Source organism: Sphingomonas zeae (genome assembly GCF_014197135.1).
GTDB classification, from domain to species: Bacteria; Pseudomonadota; Alphaproteobacteria; order Sphingomonadales; family Sphingomonadaceae; genus Sphingomonas; species Sphingomonas zeae.
On sequence record NZ_JACIFA010000002.1, the window covers coordinates 457,630 to 473,907 of the forward strand.

The window sequence follows — 16,278 nt, forward strand, 5'->3', positions numbered from 1 at the left end:
CCGCGGCCAGGTAGCGTTATCGTGGCTGCGTGGCTCTCCCACCACCTTCATCACCGCCTTTGCCGCTGCCGGGCGAAGCGATCGAAACGGCTGCGGCCGGTCCTGCCGATGGCCAGCGCTATCTGTCGCTGGTGGCGGCCGCGACCGACCAGCTGATGGCCGCCGACGATCCCGGCGCGATGATCGATTCGCTGTTCGCGCTGATTCGCAAAGACCTGCGGCTCGATGTGTTCTTCCATTTTCGCCGCGATGGCGACGCCGTGCGGCTGGAAACCTCTGGTGGGCTGACCCCGGCCGAGCGACAGTCGGCATCTGGCCTGGATGTCGGCCCCTCCGCCTGCGGACAGGTGATGCGCGAGCGTCGGACGCTCCACCTGACCGATATCCAGACCAGTGACGAGGCGCGGACCGGCTTTGTCCGGTCGTTGGGGGTGGACGTCTATCTGTGTATGCCGCTGGTCCATGGCGACGAGGTGTTGGGCACGCTGGGCTTCGGACGGCGGGCGGCAGAGCCCTTTGACGGGGAGGAACAGCGACTGCTGATGCTGCTATGCCATTATGCCGCGCTGGCGCAGCATCGGTTGCGGATCGAGCAGGCGCTCCGGCGTGGGCTCGAAACCCAGGCACGGTTGCTGGCCGAGCTGAACCACCGTGTCCGCAACGCGCTTCAGGTCGCGATCGGCCTGGTGTCGCATGAGCGCCGCGAGGCTCGGGATCCCGAGACGCGCGGGGCGCTGATGCGCGCGGCTGAGCGGCTGCAGGTGCTGGCAAGCGCGCATCGGCCGCTTTACGCGACCGCCGATCCGGGACTGGTCGACCTGCCCGCGCTATTCGGCGACGTGATCACCCAGTTGCGCGGCGATCCGGGCATTCCCCCCATTACGGTAGCCAGCCCGGTGGCGGTGCCGATCGAGCGTGCGGTCGCGGCTGCGCTGCTTCTGGACGCGCTGATGGTGGAAGGGGCAGGGGTGCCGCGCATCAGCTTCGCTGTGAGCGGCGCCCAGGGGAACGAAATCCTGCGCATCTCGTTTGAGGCGATCGGGTGGGGACGCATTGCCGATCTGATCGACCGTGATCGCCTGGTTATGCGGCTTTGCCATCAATTGCGCGCGACATTGACGAATGAGGATGATGGGTGCCTGATCTTGGTCATGCCGCATGACGGCGGCGCACACGGGACTCGCCCCGCATCCCATTGACGAGCCAACCGACGAGACGCCGCTGAATCTCCTTATCATCGAGGATGAAGCACTGGTGGCGATGCTGGTTGAGGATGCTCTGACGCTGCATGGACACCGGGTCATCGGCATTGCCGACACGGTCGCCGCCGCCATGGCGCTGGTCGATGCGGAGCGGCCCGATATGGCGCTTTGCGACGTGAAGCTGGCCGATGGCGACAGCGGCGTGACCGCCGCGCAACTGCTGGCCGATCGCGGTATTCCTTGCGTTTTCCTCAGCGGCAATTGCCCCGAGCGCGCCGGCCATCCGCTGGTGATCGGCTGCATCGCCAAGCCGTTCCGTGCCGGAAGCCTGGGGGCTGCCGTCCGCGCCGCGCATCTGACTGCGACCGGCAAGCGGCCCAACGATCCGCCGCCCGCCCTGACATTCTATCACGAGGAACGATAAAGCAGGGGGCGTCCGACCGAACGCGTGAAGTCGCGATCAGATGGGAAAGGGGGTTCTGCTTGAACACATGGCGACGATCACGCCCCCGTGCGGCCACCAATGGAGCCCGCTCCCGGCCCGGTCTCGACCCGCGTTTCAAGGGCCAGCTCCAGCCGGTCGAGGATGCGCGCAAAATCGCCAAAATCCTCCTCGGTCAACAGACTGAACGCCTGTTCTATCAGTTCGCGGCGAAGCGGCTCGGTCTGGCGCAGGACTTGGCGGCCCTTGTCGGTGATATCCAATCGCTTGGCGCGCCGGTCGACCAGATCGGGCACACGAATGACCAGCGCGTCGCGCTCCATCGTGTCGATCGCCTGGGTCACGGTACGGGGCGCGAGATCGAACCATTCCGCGACATCCGCCGCGCGGACCGGCGCATTGTTCGCAATGTAATGCAGCATCTTGGTCCGCGCCAGCGACGCGCCTTCCGCCACCATGCGCCGGTCGAGCACACGATGCATCAGGCTATAGATGCGGCCATAGCGTATCGCCAGTTGAACATGATCGATCATAATATGAGGTGGCTCAATAAATGGTCTTGCCTTATTGTGCAAGTGCGAGCAAATGCACCATCCAGTGATTTTTGATTCCATCGACAGGGAGGCCGGTGTGGCCGACGCAAACCAAGTGAATGAGGGGCAGGACGCAGAGCGCGAAGACGCCAGCGCGGCCGAGGACAAGACCCCCGTATCGCCCGCCAAGAAGCGGCGTATCCGCATCATCCTGCTGGTCGTCGCGGCGGTGGTCGTGATCGGCGGCGTGTTCTGGTATGCGAACTACAAGAGCGTCGGCCAGTATATGCAGGCGACCAATGACGCCTTCATTCAGGCGGATGCCGTCACCGTCGCGCCCAAGGTCTCCGGCTATGTCGACAAGGTATTCGTCGGCGAGAACCAGAATGTCCAGGCCGGCCAGCCGCTGCTTCAGATCGACACCCGCGATTACCGCGCCCAGACCGCGCAGATCGAGGCCCAGATCGGCGTCGCCCGCGCCAATGCTGAGGGCGTCCAGGCCCAGATCAAGGAGCAGCAGGCCGCCATCGATCGCGCGCAGGCCGAGCTTCGCGCGGCGCAGAGCGATGCCGCCTTCGCCCAGGCCGAAGTGACGCGCTATACCCCGCTCGCCGCTTCGGGCGCGGAGAGCCGCGAGCGTCTGTCGCAGCTTCAGAACCAGGCGCGCCAGGCCAATGCCCGCGTCGCCAGCGCCTCTGCGGCACTCGCCGCATCGCGTCGTCGCATCGGCACGCTTGATGCCCAGGTGCAGCAGGCCCGCTCGCAGGGTCAGGCCGCCCGGGCGCAGCTGGATGCCGCCGAAGTCAATCTGGGCTCGACCCTTATCCGCGCGTCGATCGCGGGGCGCGTCGGCAACAAGACGGTGCGCGTCGGCCAGTTCCTTCAGGCGGGCACCCGGACCATGTCGATCGTGCCGGTCAGCCAGCTCTATATTAACGCGAACTTCAAGGAAACGCAGATGGGCCTGATGCGCCCGGGTCAGCCGGTGAAGATCGATGTCGATGCGCTGCCAGGCGTCGAGATAAAGGGGCATGTCGAAAGCGTGGCGCCTGGCACCGGCGCGCAATTCTCGCTGCTGCCGCCGCAGAACGCGACCGGGAACTTCACCAAGATCGTGCAGCGCATCCCCGTGCGCATCGCGGTCGATGCCGATGCGCAGACCCGCGCGCTGCTGGTGCCGGGCATGTCGGTCGATGTGACCGTTGACACCCGCTCCGCCAAGGGCGCGCTCAAGCGGATCGCCGAGCAGCAGGAACAGCATAACGAAGCGCGACAGGGGGCGCAGGGTCGGTGAGCGCCGCCGCCGCCTCGTCCAGGGGCGCCCCCGCCAAGGGTAGTAAGGCTGCCCCGGCGGGGGGCGCCCCAGCCAAGGCCGATCTGACCGCATGGCTCGCGGTCGCGGCGGGCAGCATCGGCGCGTTGATGGCGACGCTCGACATCTCGATCGTCAATTCCGCGCTACCCACCATTCAGGGTGAGATCGGTGCGAGCGGTACGGAGGGGACGTGGATCGCGACCTCCTATCTGGTCGCCGAGATCGTCATTATTCCGCTATCGGCCTGGCTGGAGCGACTGCTCGGCCTGCGCACCTTTCTGCTCATCGCGTCGATCCTGTTCACGGGCTTTTCGATGTTGTGCGGCGTGTCGACCAATTTGACGATGATGATCATCGGCCGCGCGGGGCAGGGCATCACGGGTGGCGCGCTGATCCCGACAGCACTGACCATTATCGCAACGCGCCTGCCGCGCGAGCAGCAGCCGATTGGCACCGCCTTTTTCGGCGTCACCGCCATTCTCGGCCCCGTCATGGGGCCGCTGATCGGCGGCTGGCTGACCGAGAATATCAGCTGGCATTACGCCTTCTTCCTCAATCTGCCGGTCGGGGCGGTGCTCGTGACCCTGTTGCTCGTCGGCCTGCCGCATCAAAAACCGCACCTGTCGGAGCTGATGAAGGCGGACTGGCTCGGCATCGCCGGCCTCGCTCTGGGCCTTGGCGGCCTGACCGTCGTGCTGGAAGAAGGCCAGCGCGAGCAGTGGTTCGAATCGCGCGAGATCATCGAGCTGACCATCGTGTCGATCATCGGCTTCGCGCTGTTGTTCGCCGGGCAGTTCGTGGCGTCGCGCCCCGTTATCCGCTTGAAGCTGTTGCTGGATCGCCAGTTCGGCAGCGTGGTCATCATGGGTATCGTGCTGGGCATGGTGCTCTATGGCACCTCCTATGTGATCCCGCAGTTCCTGGCGGCGATCGCGGGGTATAATGCGTTCCAGGCGGGCAAGGTCGTGCTGCTCAGCGGCATCCCCAGCCTCATCATGATGCCCTTCACGCCGTTCCTGATCAAAAAGGTCGACATCCGGATCGCGGTCGGGCTGGGGCTGGGCATCATGGCACTCAGCGCCGGCATCGATACCGTGCTGACCGCCGATTCCACCGGAAGCTCGTTCACCGACAGCCAGTTGCTGCGCGGCGTCGGCACGATCCTGGGCATGTTGTTCCTGAACCAGGCAGCGATCTCGTCCGTTCCGCCGTCGCAGGCGGGCGATGCGGCCGGGCTGTTCAGCGCGGCGCGCAATCTGGGCGGATCGTTCGCACTGGCGGGAATTGCCACGGTGCAGGATCAGCGCAGCTTCCTCCATGAGCGCCGGCTTGAGGAATCGTTATCGGCCAATTCCCAGGCGGTGCACGACTGGCTGTCCGGTCTGTCGCAGCAATTCGGCAGCACCGAGGCGGGGTATCGCATGATCGGCAATATCGTCCAGCAACAGGCGCTGGTCATGACCTATAACGACCTGTTCTTCATCCTGTGCGTCGGCATCCTGATGGTGATGCCGCTTGTCCTGTTCCTCCGCCCGCTGCCCAAGGGCGGCCCCGTGGCGATGCATTGAGAACCATGATGCGCAAGCAGCTCTCCCTGATCCCGTTTCTCCTGCTGGGCGCCTGCACTGTCGGGCCGAACTATGCCGGACCGCCAAAGGCGATTGGTTCGGCTGCGACGCCGCCCGCCGGATTCGCGCGCGCCGACAATACGCTGGCGACCACCGCGCCTGCGGTCGCTGACTGGTGGACGACGCTGAACGATCCGATGCTGACCTGGCTGGAGGAGCGGGCGCTGGCGTCCAATCCCAACGTCGCGGTGGCGCAGGCGCGGTTGAAGCAGGCCCGCGCCTCGCTGCGGCTGGAGCGCGCCAACCAGGCGCCCAATGCGAATGCCAGTGCAACTTATCTTCACGCCGATCTGCCCGCACTGGACCTGGGTGGCGGTCAAAGGGAAGGGGAAGGGCAGGGCGGCGCCAATGGCGGCGCGTCGGGCGGTTCGGGCAGTGGTTCGGGTGGCGGCACCAGTGTCGACTTCTTCAACCTGGGCTTCGATGCCAGCTGGGAGATCGATCTGTTCGGCGGTCGTCGCCGCACCGTCGAGGCGGCGCGCGCCAGCGCGGCGGCGGCGGAGGCCAATGTCGCCGACGCTCAGGTGTCGCTCAGTGCCGATGTCGCCCAGGCCTATGTCGGGCTTCGCGATGCGCAACAGCGGCTGATCCTGGCGCGCGAGGCATCGCGGATGCAGCGCGATACGTTGAAGCTGACGGAGCAGCGTTTCGCCAACGGCACCGCCTCGCAACTGGAGGTCGAGCGGCTGCGCAACCAGGTGGAGAGCACCGATGCACAGATCCTGCCGCTGTCCTCCTCGGTCGAGACCTATCTCAACGCGCTGGCCATCCTGATCGGTGAGGCACCGGGCACGCTCGACCAGCGCCTGACCCAGGTGGGGCCGGTGCCGCTGCCACCCGCGCAGGTTGCGGTGGGCGATCCGACCACGCTGCTCCAGCGTCGCCCCGATATCCGTGCCGCCGAGCGCAATCTGGCCGCGCAGACCGCCAAGATCGGCGTGGCGGAGGCGGCGAAGTTCCCCCGCCTCAACCTGATGGGGATCATTGGCATCGGCGGCACCTCGCTCGACGCGCTGACCGATCTCGACAATCTGGTGACGCTGGGCGCGCCAATGCTCCAGTGGAATGTGCTGAACTTCGGGCGGGCCAATGCGCGGGTCGGCCAGGCCGAGGGGGCGCGTGACGAGGCCGAGGCGCGCTACCGCGGGGCCGTGCTGGCGGCGCTGCGCGATGCGGAGGATTCGCTGTCGCGTTTCCGGGCGCGGCGCAATACGGTGGCGACGCTGGCACGGGCCAAGGCATCGGCGGATCGCTCGGCGGTGCTGATGCAACAGCGTTACCGGGCCGGAGCGGCGACGCTGATCGACACGCTGGACGCCGAGCGGCAACGGGTCGCCGCGGACCAGTCGTTGTCGCAGGCGGTTGCCGGGCTGACGAATGACTATGTGGCGCTGCAAAAGGCGCTCGGCCTGGGCTGGCGCGCCCCGACGGGGACTTAAACGTTATCCTCCCCGGAACGGGGAGGGGGACCATGCGCAGCATGGTGGAGGGGGGATTGCAGTAAAGGGCGTCCCCTGGTGAAGCCCCCCTCCGTCAGACCTGCGGTCTGCCACCTCCCCGTGCCGGGGAGGATCAAGTCAGGCCCCCGCTTTCGCGATCCGTTCGCGCGCTTCGCGCTCGATCGTTTCCAGTTCGTCGACCGTCTGGATCAGCGCGCTCATCTGCTGGCGAAGTTCGTCCACCCGCTCGCGGCAACGCTCGGCCAGCACGCGCATCTGTTCGACATGCTGCGGATCGGCGTCATAGAGCCGCAGGAATTCCTCGATCTCCCGCAGCGAGAAGCCCAGCCGCTTGCCGCGCAGGATCAACTGCATCCGGCCTGTCTCGCGTTTGGAATAGACCCGCGCGGTGCCGATCCGGCGCGGTTCGATCAGCCCGCGATCTTCATAGAAGCGCAGCGTCCGCGTCGTGACGCCCAGGCTGTTCGCGACATCCTGGATGCCGCGAAGCTCCTCGTTATCCCCCACCGTCTATTCCCCCATAGGCGCCGCCGCCATCGCCGCCGCCTTCGCCAATTCTTCCTCGACCAGTTCCTTTTTCGACAATTTGCCGATCAGGGTCTTGGGCAGGCTTTCGCGGATTTCCACCACGCGGGGAAGTTCGATCTTGCTGACCTTGTCCTGTAAAAAGGCACGCAGTTCCTCGGGCGTCGCATGATGGTCGGCGGCGAGCTTGACGAACGCCTTGGGCGACTGGCCGCGATAGGCGTCGGGGATGCCGATGACGACCGCCTCGGCGACCGCTGGGTGCTCGTACAGCGCTTCCTCGATCATGCGCGGATAGACGTTATAGCCGCCGCACAGGATCACGTCCTTGATCCGGTCGACGATGAACAGATAGCCGTCCTCGTCCAGATAGCCGACATCGCCGGTGCGCAGCGCACCGCGGATGAAGACCTGTTCGGTTTCGGTCGGCTTGTGCCAATAGCCGGACATGACCTGCGGTCCGCGTGCGCAGATTTCGCCGACCTCGCCCGGCGGCATCAGCCGGTCGGGATTGTCGCGGTCGCGGATTTCGATGATCGTGCCGGGGAAGGGGGTGCCCGCCGATCCGCCCTTGTTCTCGCCGATCAGCGGGTTGCAGGTGATGATCGGCGATGCCTCCGACAGGCCATAGCCCTCGACCAGCTTGGCGCCGGTCGTGTTCTCGAATGCCACGCGCACCTCGGCGGGCAGGGGGGCACCGCCCGAGATGCACGCCTTGATCGCCGACAGATCGACCCTGCGCGTCTCGGCCACGCCCGCGATCGCATGGTAGATGGTGGGGACGGCGGGGAAATAGGTCGGCTTGCTGCGCGCGATGGTCTTGAGCACCTGGTCCAGCTCAAACCGGGGGAGCAGGATCATCTCCGCACCGACCCGGACCGCGAAGCTGAGCACGGTCGTCAGCGCGAATACGTGGAAGAGGGGAAGGACCCCCAATATGCGCTCTTGGCCGATCGTCTCCTCGCCGCCGGTATGGACGACCATCGCGTCGGCATTGGCGATGAGATTGGCGTGCGACAGCATCGCCGCCTTGGGGCTGCCGGTGGTGCCGCCGGTATATTGAAGCACGGCCACATCATCGGGCTTGGCGGATACCGGGGTCAGGCCACGCCCGCGCTTCATCATTTGCGCGAAGGTCAGATGGCGGGGTGAGGGACCGGGCGTAGCGATCATCGATCGCTTGAGCAGGCGATAGGCTAGGCCCTTCACGGTCGGCAGCGCGTCGGCGACCGGGCAGGAAATGACATGGCGCAGGCCCAGCTTCTCGGCGGCATGGGACACGCGGCCATAGATGTCGGGAATGTCGCAGGTCGCGATGATCTCCGCGCCCGAATCCTCCAGCAGGTGGCAAAGCTCGCGCTCGACATAGAGCGGGTTGACGTTGACGACGATGCCCCCAGCCTTCAGCGTCGCGAAGTAGAGAACCGGGTAATAGATGATGTTGGGCAGGCAGAGCGCGACGCGGCATCCCGGCTTCACCCCCAGCGCCTGGAGCCCAGCGGCGGCCTTGTCGACCATCGCGCCCAGTTCGTCATAGCGCGTGATTCGACCCATGAAGTCGACCGCGGGGCGAGAGCCATGGCGCCGTACCGTGGTCTCGAACATGTCGGTCAGCAATCGCGGCTCGAAAACCAGAGGGCGTCCCGTCGCCTGACCCGGTGCACCGCCCGTCGTGGTTTCCCCGATGGCTCCTGCCGTCATCGTGTCGCTCTCCTATATCTTTTTTCGACCATACCCGGTTGTCGATTGCGGTCGAGTTGCTTATTGTGTTGACGTATAGGGTAGGTAACGCACCTTAACGTTAGGCCGCAAGCCCATAAAGAGAGGATTGGATGACCAACATCGTGATCGCAGGCTATGCCCGCTCTCCCTTCACCCAGGCTGGCAAGGGCGCGCTCGCACGGGTTCGTCCCGATGATCTGACCGCGCAGGTGATTCGCGGGCTGATCGAGCGGACCGGCGTCGATGCGTCGGAAATCGAGGACATCATCCTGGGCTGCGCCTTCCCCGAGGGCGAGCAGGGCATGAACGTTGCACGCCTCATTGGCCTGCTGGCGGACCTGCCGCTGTCGGTCGGCGGCATGACGGTGAACCGCTTCTGCGGATCGTCCATGTCGGCCATCCACATCGCGATGGGCCAGATCCAGATCGGCGCGGGCGAAGCATTCATCTGCGCCGGTATCGAGTCGATGAGCCGCGTGCCGATGGGCGGCTATAATCCGCTACCCAACCCTGAGCTCGCCGCCGCGCGGCCGGGCGCCTATATGGGTATGGGCCAGACCGCCGAGAATGTCGCGCAGAAGTACCAGATTACCCGCGCCGAGCAGGAGAAGTTCGCGGTCGCCAGCCAGAAGAAGGCGGCCGACGCGCGTACCGCTGGTCGTCTGGCCGACGAGATCGTGCCGATCCACACCAAGAATGGCGACGTGGCCGAGGACGGGTTGATCCGCCCCGACACGACCGAGGACGTGCTGGCCGGTTTGAAGCCCGCTTTCGACAAGGACGGCACCGTGACGGCGGGCACGGCCTCGCCGCTGACCGACGGCGCGTCCGCTGTGCTGGTCACGTCGGAAGAGTTCGCCAAGAAGCATGGGTTGAAGATTCTGGCCCGGATCAAGTCGGTCGGCATTTCCGGCTGCGAGCCCGAGACGATGGGCCTCGGCCCGATCGGGTCGTCGAAGAAGGCGCTGGAGCGGGCGGGTATCTCGGCCAGCGATCTGGATGTGGTCGAGATCAACGAAGCGTTCGCCAGCCAGGCGATCGCCTGCATCCGTGACCTGGGCCTGAAGGAAGACACGATCAACAAGGATGGCGGCGCGATCGCGATCGGCCATCCGCTGGGCGCCACCGGTGCGCGCATCGTCGGCAAGGCGGCGGCGCTGTTGGCACGCGATGGCGGCCAGTACGCGCTCGCCACCCAGTGCATCGGCGGCGGGCAGGGCATCGCCACGGTCCTGGAGCGTGCATGATGGCTGATGCGATCAACAAGGTTTGCGTGATCGGCGCAGGCGTGATGGGTGCTGGCATTGCGGCGCAGGTCGCCAATGCCGGTGTGCCCGTCCTGCTGCTCGACATCGTGCCCAAGGAAGGCGCCGACCGTGATGCCGTCGCCAAGGGCGCGGTCGCCAAGATGCTCAAGACCGAGCCTGCCCCCTTCATGTCGCCCGCCGCCGCCAAGCTGGTGGAAACGGGCAATATCGAGGACCATCTGGCGCGCGTCGCCGAATGCGACTGGATCGTCGAGGCGGTGGTCGAGCGGCTGGACATCAAGCAGTCGCTCTATGCCAAGCTGGAGGAATTGAAGCGTCCCGGCACGGCGGTGTCGTCCAACACCTCGACCATCCCGCTCGGCCATCTGGTCGAGGGGCGCTCGGAGCAGTTCAAGAACGACTTCCTCATCACCCATTTCTTCAATCCGCCGCGCTATATGCGGCTGATCGAGATCGTGACGTCCGAGCACACCGATGCCGGTGTCGCGGCCAAGGTCGAGCAGTTCGTCGATCATCGCATGGGCAAGCGGATCGTCCGCGCCAAGGATACGCCGGGCTTCATCGCCAACCGTATCGGCACCTATTGGCTGGCGGTCGCGATCAACGCGGCGATGGACCAGGGGCTGACCGTCGAGGAGGCCGACCAGATCGGTGGCCGTCCGATGGGCGTGCCCAAGACCGGCATTTTTGGGCTGATCGATCTGGTCGGCATCGACCTGATGCCGCTGCTCGCCAAGTCGCTGGCCTCGACTCTGCCCGAAGGCGACGCCTATTTCGACACGATCCGCCCCCTGCCGCTGGTCGACAAGATGATCGCGGAGGGTTTCACGGGCCGCAAGGGCAAGGGCGGCTTCTACCGCCTCGACCGCAAGCCCGATGGGACCAAGGTCAAGCAGGCCATCGATCTGCAGACCGGCGAGTATCGCGCCGAGCGTAAGCCCGAGCGTCTGCCCGGTCGTGCCGAAAAGGACCTGGCCGCGCTGGTCGCGACGCCGGGCAAGGTCGGCGACTATGCCTGGGCGGTGCTGGGGCCGGTGCTGTCCTATGCCGCTGGCCTGGTCGGGGAAGCGGCCGACGACATCGTCGCGATCGATGACGCGATGAAGCTGGGCTATAACTGGAAGTTCGGCCCGTTCGAGCTGATCGACCGCATGGGGCCGGGCAAGCTGGCCGAACGGCTGCGTGCCGAGGGCAAGCCCGTCCCGGCGTTGCTGGAGACGGCGGGTGATCGTCCCTTCTACCGCGTGGTCGACGGCAAGCGTCAGTATCTGGCGCTGGGCGGCGACTATGCCGATGTCGTCCGTGCCGAGGGCGTGCTGCTGCTCGAAGACATCAAGCTGCGTTCCGAGCCGCTGCTCAAGAACGGTTCGGCCTCGGCCTGGGACGTCGGTGACGGCGTCGTGGCGTTCGAGTTCACCGGCAAGATGAACGCACTGGACGAGCAGGTCCTGTCGCTGCTGCAAAAGACCATCGCGCTGGTGAAGAGCCAGTACAAGGCGCTGGTCATCTATAACGAGGGCAGCAACTTCTCGGCCGGTGCCAACCTCGGCCTCGCCATGTTCGCGGTCAACATCGCGGCCTGGGGCGAGGTCGACAAGCTGGTCGTCGCGGGGCAGCAGGCCTATAAGGCGCTGAAATACGCGCCCTTCCCGGTGGTAGCGGCGCCTGCGGGCATGGCGCTGGGCGGCGGATGCGAGATTCTGCTCCATGCCGATGCGATCCAGGCCCATGCGGAGAGCTATATCGGGCTGGTCGAGACCGGCGTCGGTCTGGTCCCCGGTTGGGGAGGAAACGGCGAGCTGATCGACCGCCTCGCCAAGTCGCCCAAGATGCCCAAGGGGCCAATGCCCGCGGTCATGAAGGCGTTCGAGACCATCTCGACCGCGCAGGTGTCGCGTTCGGCGGCGCTCGCCAAGGACCTGGGTTATCTCCGTGGAGGGGACGGCATCACCATGAACCGCGACCGCCTGCTGGCCGATGCCAAGCAGAAGGCGCTGTCGCTGGTCGAGGGTTATCAGGCCCCTGAAAAGCCGGTCTTCCGCCTGCCGGGCGCGGCCGGGCGCGTCGCCTTCAACGGCGCGGTCGCCGACTTCGTCAAGAAGGGCGTCGCCACGCCGTACGACGTGGTGGTCGCGGGCCGTCTGGCGAACATCGTCACTGGCGGTGAGGCCGACATCATCGACGAGGTGAGCGAGGATCAGCTGCTCAAGCTGGAACGCGCCGCCTTCATGGAAAGCGTCAAGGATGCGCGGACCCAGGCGCGGGTCGAGCGTATGCTCGAAACCGGCAAGCCGCTGCGCAACTGATCGGGAGAGGATAATCCCATGCAAGTCTATAACGCGCCGTTGCGCGACATGCGTTTCGTCCTCCACGAGCTGTTCAAGGAGGACGAGTTCGGCCCCGTTGCGGGGCAGGACGAATTCGGTCCCGAGCTGTACGACGCCATCCTGGAAGAAGCGGCGCGCGTCACGCAGGACGTCCTGCTGCCGCTCAACGCCACCGGCGACATCGAAGGCTGCAAGCTGGAGAACGGCGTGGTCCGCACGCCCGCCGGTTTCAAGGAAGCCTATAGCCAGTTCTGCGAAGGCGGCTGGGCCGCGCTCGCTTCGCCGGTCGAATATGGCGGGCAGGGGCTGCCCGAGGCGGTGAACAAGCTGGTCGAGGAGATGATCTGCGCGACCAACCTGTCGTTCAGCCTCTATCCTGGCCTGACCCACGGTGCGACGACCGCGCTGATGGGCCATGGCTCGGAGGATCTGAAGAGCTTCTATCTGCCCAAGATGATCTCGGGCGAATGGTCGGGGACGATGTGCCTGACCGAGGCGCATTGCGGCACCGATCTGGGGCTGCTGCGCACCCGCGCCGAGCCGCAAGGCGACGGCTCCTATCGGTTGACCGGCGGCAAGATCTTCATCTCGGCGGGCGACCATGACCTGACCGACAATGTCATCCACCTCGTCCTCGCGCGTACGCCAGATGCGCCCAAGGGGGTGAAGGGGATCAGCCTGTTCCTGGTGCCCAAATATCTGCCCAAGGATGACGGCTCGATCGGCCCGGCCAATGGCGTCAGCGTCGCGGCGATCGAACACAAGATGGGCCTGAAGGCGTCGGCGACCTGCCAGCTGGAGTTCAACGACTCCAAGGGCTGGGTCGTGGGCGAGCTGAACAAGGGCCTCGCCGCCATGTTCACCATGATGAACACCGAGCGTGTCTCGGTCGGGATTCAGGGCTTGGGCATCAATGAGATCGCCTATCAGTCGGCCGTTGCCTATGCGAAGGACCGTTTGCAGGGCCGCGCTCTGGGTGGGGCTGCCCGCCCCGACCTGCCCGCCGATCCAATCATCGTTCACCCGGACGTACGCCGGATGCTGATGACCATGCGCGCTTATGCCGAAGGCTGCCGCGCGCTTGGCCAGTGGGCGGCGCGCGGGCTGGACGCCGAGGCGAATGCAATCGACCCGGCCGACAAGTCGCGCGCGGCGGACTTTGTGGCGCTCATGACCCCGGTCGTGAAGGCTTTGTTCACCGACCTCGCCTTTGACGCCGCGAACATGGCGGTGCAGGTCCATGGCGGCCACGGCTATATCCGCGATCACGGCATCGAGCAGTTCGTCCGCGACGCGCGCATCGCTCAGATCTACGAGGGCACCAACGGCGTCCAGGCGCTCGACCTGGTCGGTCGCAAGATGCCCGCGCATATGGGCCGGTACCTGCGCCCCTTCTTCCATGCGGTGTCCGAGCAGGTCGAGGCGCTGACCAAGTCCGAAGACAAGGCCATCACCGGCTGGGCGGCAGGTATGCAGCAGGCGTTCGGCGCGCTGCAGCTCAGCACCGGCATGATCGCGCAAAAGGGGATGAAGGACCCCGAGGAAGCGGGTGCGGCCGCGACCGACTATCTGCGCCTGCTGGGTCTGGTCGGTATGGGGCACTGCTTCCTGAAATCGGCGCGGATCGCGACCGAGCGGTTGGCCGAGGGCATCGATGAGGCGGGCTTCTACAAGGCCAAGCTCGCCACCGCCGGCTTCTTCTTCGACCGTATCCTACCGCAGGCGACGGCGGCGTTCCTGGCGATCAAATCGGGTAAGCGCTCGACCATGGCGTTGGAATTGGAAGCGTTTTGAGGTGACGCGATGCCGGTTACGCTTGATTGTGGTTAACCGGCATCGTAGGCAAAACAGGTGTTGTCCTATGCGTCATAAGATGGACGTATAGGGTAATTCGGGAGCGACCGGGAAAACCGGCGTTTCGGCCCGATCGAGCGGGCATGGAGAGGAGAAAAGCGATGTTGTTGACCCTGACGGCCATGGCCCTTGCAGCGGCTGGCGTGAATGCGGACTCTGTGGTCGGCCGCTGGCAGACCCAGACGCGCGGCGGCGTCGTCGAAATCCAGAAGTGCGGAAATTCCGTCTGCGGTCGCATCCTGACCTCGGAAAAGCTGCGCACCAACCCCGCGCTGACCGACCAGAACAACCGCGATCCCAAGCTGCGCAACCGCCCACTTAAGAACCTTCTGATCCTGCAGGGCTTTTCGCAGGATGGCGCGGCCTGGAGCGGCGGCACCATCTATAATGCCGAGGACGGCAAGACCTATAGCGCGAAGTTGACGCCCGAGGGCGCGGACACGCTGAAGGTGCGGGGCTGCGTCTTCGTACCGCTCTGCAAGACCCAGACCTGGACGCGTATCCGCTGACCCTTAGCCCAATCAAAAGAGATTTCCGGGGAGTATGCTCATGACCAAGTCCTTCAAGGCGCCGCTGCTGGCCACGGCCATCATTTCGTCCTCCTTCGCCTTTGCGGGCGCGGCCCATGGCCAGGCCTTCTATCTTCAGGAACAGTCGACCCGTGGCCAGGGCCGCGCCTTTTCGGGTGAGGGCGCCGATACCGGCGCGTCCTCGCTCTGGTGGAACCCGGCCGCGATTGCGGGCATGGAGCGCGGCGAAGCGGTGCTCGGCGCCTCGGCGATCCTTCCCAAGGGCGATGTGGTCGACACCGGCACGCTGATCCGTCGCCCGACGCTGCCGGGCGGACCTGTGCAGACCTTCCAGCCCGTCGGCGGCAATCGCGTGTCCAGCGACCCGATCAATCGCGGCGTCGTACCCTCTGGCGCGGTTGCCTATCCGCTGAACGACCGTGTCGCGGTCGGCCTGGCCGTTACCTCGCCCTACAGCTTCACCACGGAATATGACGCCAATAGCTGGGCACGCTACAGCGCGCTCAAGACGGAGTTGCGGACGATCGACATTCAGCCATCGGTCGGCGTCGCGCTGCTCGACTGGCTGCGCGTCGGCGGTGCACTGAACGTCGAATATACCAAGGCCGAGCTGGGTAACGCACTGCCCAACCTGTCCTCGGCGCTGCCCGACGGGTATCAGCGGTTGAAGGGCGATGGCTGGGATCTGGGATGGACCGCCGGTGTCCAGTTGCACAATGACTGGGCGACCGTGGGCATCAGCTACAAGTCGCGGATCAAGCATAATCTGAAGGGCAGCCTGGAGGTTGGCGGCCTGGTCGGCCCGCTCGCCGGTCAGAACCGGACGGTCGATGGCGCAACGGCGGAATTCTACACGCCTGCGCAGATCATCGTGGCGGGCCGCTTCCGCGCCACTGACAAGCTGACGCTGAACGCGCAGGCCGTGCGCTTCACCTGGGCCGATTTCGATGCGATCCGGCTGGGCGCGCCGATCAACACCGCGATCCCGGAGAATTACAAGAACAGCTTCTCGCTGGCGGGTGGTTTCGACTATGCGGCCAATGATCGCCTGACCGTGCGGGCGGGCGTGCAGCGCGGCATTACCCCTACCCAGAACGGCAATCGCGATGCGCGCGTGCCCGATGCGAACCGCTGGAATTATTCGATCGGCGGTTCGTACAAGCTGACGCCGCGCTTCACGCTGGATGCAGCGGGCAGCTATATCGATTTCGCCAATGCCAGCATTGACCGCCGTACCGCCGCCTATGCGGGGACCGCGGTGCAGACGCCGATCCTGACCTCGGGCCAGGTACAGGATGCCCGTGCGTTCGTGGCGTCGATTGGCGGCCGCTTCAGCTTCTGATTGAGAGACTGGATATGAAGATCGTCGTGCCCGTAAAGCGGGTGTTGGATTACAATGTGAAGCCGCGTGTGAAGGCGGACGGGACGGGCGTCGATCTGGCGAACGTGAAGATGTCGATGAACCCGTTCGA

Annotated in this window: 13 protein-coding genes and 1 pseudogene; 11 read left to right on the forward strand and 3 right to left on the reverse strand. The window is 65.5% G+C overall.

Annotated features, from left to right (window positions below; translation table 11 throughout):
• The first annotated feature begins 29 nt into the window (after window positions 1–29).
• Both GGR45_RS05320 and GGR45_RS05325 read left to right on the forward strand, forming a co-directional pair.
• On the forward strand, window positions 30–1,199 hold the full coding sequence (locus GGR45_RS05320) for a GAF domain-containing protein (RefSeq protein WP_183988955.1): 1,170 nt from the start codon (window positions 30–32) through the stop codon (window positions 1,197–1,199).
• Complete coding sequence (locus GGR45_RS05325) at window positions 1,159–1,626, forward strand: response regulator (protein ID WP_175310847.1); 468 nt, start codon at window positions 1,159–1,161, stop codon at window positions 1,624–1,626. Before GGR45_RS05320 ends, GGR45_RS05325 begins: the two co-directional genes overlap by 41 nt.
• A 77-nt stretch (window positions 1,627–1,703) precedes the next feature.
• On the opposite strand, the gene GGR45_RS05330 is transcribed toward GGR45_RS05325, so the two are convergent.
• The gene (locus GGR45_RS05330; protein WP_175310846.1) at window positions 1,704–2,177 is read right to left on the reverse strand and encodes a MarR family winged helix-turn-helix transcriptional regulator; all 474 of its coding nucleotides are present in this window, start codon (window positions 2,175–2,177) and stop codon (window positions 1,704–1,706) included.
• Between the two features lie 97 nt (window positions 2,178–2,274).
• Here GGR45_RS05330 and GGR45_RS05335 point away from each other — a divergent pair, with 97 nt between their 5' ends.
• Genes GGR45_RS05335 through GGR45_RS05345 form a run of 3 tightly spaced genes read left to right on the forward strand, consistent with a single transcriptional unit; the run spans window position 2,275 to window position 6,559 of the window.
• On the forward strand, window positions 2,275–3,471 hold the full coding sequence (locus GGR45_RS05335; RefSeq protein WP_285138751.1) for an HlyD family secretion protein: 1,197 nt from the start codon (window positions 2,275–2,277) through the stop codon (window positions 3,469–3,471).
• A complete protein-coding gene (locus GGR45_RS05340) occupies window positions 3,468–5,060 on the forward strand; it encodes an MDR family MFS transporter (protein WP_415640737.1) in 1,593 nt (530 codons plus the stop codon). The genes GGR45_RS05335 and GGR45_RS05340 overlap by 4 nt, the downstream gene beginning before the upstream one ends.
• Window positions 5,061–5,068: 8 nt before the next feature.
• Window positions 5,069–6,559, forward strand: coding sequence for an efflux transporter outer membrane subunit (locus tag GGR45_RS05345; RefSeq protein ID WP_175310845.1), 1,491 nt, complete (start codon window positions 5,069–5,071; stop codon window positions 6,557–6,559).
• A gap of 138 nt (window positions 6,560–6,697) precedes the next feature.
• On the opposite strand, the gene GGR45_RS05350 is transcribed toward GGR45_RS05345, so the two are convergent.
• Window positions 6,698–7,087, reverse strand: coding sequence for a MerR family transcriptional regulator (locus GGR45_RS05350; protein WP_175310844.1), 390 nt, complete (start codon window positions 7,085–7,087; stop codon window positions 6,698–6,700).
• A 3-nt stretch (window positions 7,088–7,090) separates the two neighbouring features.
• Window positions 7,091–8,806, reverse strand: coding sequence for a long-chain-fatty-acid--CoA ligase (locus GGR45_RS05355; RefSeq protein WP_415640738.1), 1,716 nt, complete (start codon window positions 8,804–8,806; stop codon window positions 7,091–7,093).
• Window positions 8,807–8,937: 131 nt separating this feature from the next.
• Between GGR45_RS05355 and GGR45_RS05360 the strand changes: the two genes are divergently transcribed.
• From GGR45_RS05360 to GGR45_RS05385, 6 genes and pseudogenes are all read left to right on the forward strand, one after another.
• The gene (locus GGR45_RS05360) at window positions 8,938–10,074 is read left to right on the forward strand and encodes a thiolase family protein (RefSeq protein ID WP_175310843.1); all 1,137 of its coding nucleotides are present in this window, start codon (window positions 8,938–8,940) and stop codon (window positions 10,072–10,074) included.
• Window positions 10,074–12,401: a 3-hydroxyacyl-CoA dehydrogenase/enoyl-CoA hydratase family protein gene (locus GGR45_RS05365; RefSeq protein WP_175310842.1), complete on the forward strand. Its 2,328-nt coding sequence runs from the start codon at window positions 10,074–10,076 to the stop codon at window positions 12,399–12,401. Before GGR45_RS05360 ends, GGR45_RS05365 begins: the two co-directional genes overlap by 1 nt.
• Before the next feature lie 18 nt (window positions 12,402–12,419).
• Window positions 12,420–14,216: an acyl-CoA dehydrogenase C-terminal domain-containing protein gene (locus GGR45_RS05370; RefSeq protein WP_175310841.1), complete on the forward strand. Its 1,797-nt coding sequence runs from the start codon at window positions 12,420–12,422 to the stop codon at window positions 14,214–14,216.
• Window positions 14,217–14,377: 161 nt separating this feature from the next.
• Entirely contained in the window at window positions 14,378–14,785 is a 408-nt protein-coding gene (locus GGR45_RS05375; protein WP_175310840.1) for a DUF2147 domain-containing protein, read from the forward strand.
• Window positions 14,786–14,819: 34 nt separating this feature from the next.
• A complete protein-coding gene (locus tag GGR45_RS05380; RefSeq protein WP_175310839.1) occupies window positions 14,820–16,148 on the forward strand; it encodes an OmpP1/FadL family transporter in 1,329 nt (442 codons plus the stop codon).
• A gap of 14 nt (window positions 16,149–16,162) precedes the next feature.
• A pseudogene (locus tag GGR45_RS05385) lies at window positions 16,163–16,278 on the forward strand (electron transfer flavoprotein subunit beta/FixA family protein); the annotation flags it as partial.

What these genes read in the sequence shown, in the direction of transcription:
- GGR45_RS05325 (WP_175310847.1), top strand. Translation starts at nt 1,159, where the DNA reads ATGACGGCGGCGCACACGGGACTCGCCCCGCATCCCATTGACGAGCCA.
- GGR45_RS05330 (WP_175310846.1), bottom strand. Translation starts at nt 2,177, where the DNA reads ATGATCGATCATGTTCAACTGGCGATACGCTATGGCCGCATCTATAGC.
- GGR45_RS05345 (WP_175310845.1), top strand. Translation starts at nt 5,069, where the DNA reads ATGCGCAAGCAGCTCTCCCTGATCCCGTTTCTCCTGCTGGGCGCCTGC.
- GGR45_RS05355 (WP_415640738.1), bottom strand. Translation starts at nt 8,806, where the DNA reads ATGACGGCAGGAGCCATCGGGGAAACCACGACGGGCGGTGCACCGGGT.
- GGR45_RS05360 (WP_175310843.1), top strand. Translation starts at nt 8,938, where the DNA reads ATGACCAACATCGTGATCGCAGGCTATGCCCGCTCTCCCTTCACCCAG.
- GGR45_RS05365 (WP_175310842.1), top strand. Translation starts at nt 10,074, where the DNA reads ATGGCTGATGCGATCAACAAGGTTTGCGTGATCGGCGCAGGCGTGATG.
- GGR45_RS05370 (WP_175310841.1), top strand. Translation starts at nt 12,420, where the DNA reads ATGCAAGTCTATAACGCGCCGTTGCGCGACATGCGTTTCGTCCTCCAC.
- GGR45_RS05375 (WP_175310840.1), top strand. Translation starts at nt 14,378, where the DNA reads ATGTTGTTGACCCTGACGGCCATGGCCCTTGCAGCGGCTGGCGTGAAT.
- GGR45_RS05380 (WP_175310839.1), top strand. Translation starts at nt 14,820, where the DNA reads ATGCTCATGACCAAGTCCTTCAAGGCGCCGCTGCTGGCCACGGCCATC.